The 1,458-nt window shown below is 49.2% G+C and carries 2 protein-coding genes; one reads left to right on the forward strand and one right to left on the reverse strand.

Annotated elements, in window-relative coordinates:
- The first annotated feature begins 100 nt into the window (after window positions 1-100).
- Window positions 101-1,135, forward strand: a complete 1,035-nt coding sequence (locus AC2FHX_RS20965) for an AraC family transcriptional regulator ligand-binding domain-containing protein (RefSeq protein ID WP_496703701.1) — start codon at window positions 101-103, stop codon at window positions 1,133-1,135.
- Window positions 1,136-1,235: 100 nt separating this feature from the next.
- Here AC2FHX_RS20965 and AC2FHX_RS20970 read toward each other — a convergent pair.
- Window positions 1,236-1,458, reverse strand: a 223-nt coding sequence (locus tag AC2FHX_RS20970) for a hypothetical protein (RefSeq protein WP_496703699.1), incomplete at its 5' end; no start/stop codon positions are given.

Genomic DNA, 1,458 nt, shown 5'->3' on the forward strand with positions numbered 1-1,458 from the left:
AAACGATTTCTTGGCATGGCTTTTGGACCCTGCTTATTGTTACCTAAACCACAAAACGCCCTGATTTGCAGGGTACTTCAGACTCGGGCGGCATATGAGCATGAAAGAGGACAAAGTGAGTTCTGACGGCCAATCTTGGAATGTTCCAGGTTTTGGTGTGCATCACATAGCCAGGCTTCTGGAAAACCGTGGTTCAGATATTGTTGCGCTTCTGAGATCGACCAACTTACCCGTTGATTGTCACAAAACTCCGCCGGATTTTGTTGATGTTCGCAATGAGCTCCGACTCTTGGAGCTTGCAGTGCAAGAGACCCGAGACCCCCTGTTTGCGATCACTGCGGGAAAAACCTTCAACCCCAGAAAGACTACACTCCTCAGCTATGTCGTTTTGAACTCTCCGACCGTTGGCGAGGCAATCGAGAAGGCAGTGAACTATGCTCGCTTGGCTCGGGGCTTTGCCAAACTGTCCTTCTATGAAGAAGAACGTGGCATGTTTCTGGAGATAGACTCCATCGCTGAACTGATGCGCTCTGATGGAGCTCACAATGAGTTTCGAATGTCTGCTTTTTTGACCAGCCTTCAAATTGCGGCTGAGACGCCTTTGCCAGTCCTTGAGATACGTTTTCCGCATGAATTGACCGAAGAAAAGCGGACCCAAATCTCTAGTGCATTATCAGTCAATATCAAGCAGAAACAAAGAGTTCCCGGCATCTTGTTCGATAAAGCAGTGATGGATATCCCGATCAAGGATACGGACCCCGCATTGCTTCTGCACCTTGAAAAACATGTGCAAACGTTGATGAACGATTTACCGCCAGTAATAGGTGAAACAAGTTCTTTGGTGCAGAGCGAGATAACGTCGCGACTGTCTTTTAGCGCTCCAACACAAGATGATATCGCGAAGACACTGGGGATGAGCATCAGCACACTTGGGCGCAAACTTGCCAAGGAAGGCACAACTTACAAACAACTGCTAAAGGACATCCGTGCAAGGCTGGCAGAGCAGTATCTTGATGACCCCAAGCTAAGTCTGCCTGAGATTGCTTTTGCGCTTGGTTATTCTGATCAAGCGGCGTTTAGCAATGCCTACAAGACTTGGACGGGCCAATCTCCGGGCAGTGCTCGAACCGCTTAGGTCGACCTCAGGATGTGCAAATCGGTTAACATTGCAGGCTGGGGCAAGAAAGCGGATGCTCATCGTCTCAAACGCAGTCCAAAGCATCCGCTGTTAAAGTTTATCCCCATGCATCAGTGCATGAATCACAAGGGTCGGAACTCGATAGTTCTGAGTTCAAATGGAAGCCAGGGCCAGCCGCTTTGGAAGTTTGGTGGTCGTAGCCATCCAACGGGTGCGCCATGGACATTCCAGCACTCAGAACAATGGCGAACGCGGTGACGAAGGAAATCAGTGCCTTTTTCATTTCTTGGTTCCTTTCGGTTGAGCGTGTTTGAAACGCT

Source organism: Ruegeria sp. CDSC042 (genome assembly GCF_059610745.1).

Excerpts from the sequence above, each read along its gene's own strand:
- AC2FHX_RS20965 (WP_496703701.1), top strand. The coding sequence starts at position 101 with ATGAAAGAGGACAAAGTGAGTTCTGACGGCCAATCTTGGAATGTTCCA.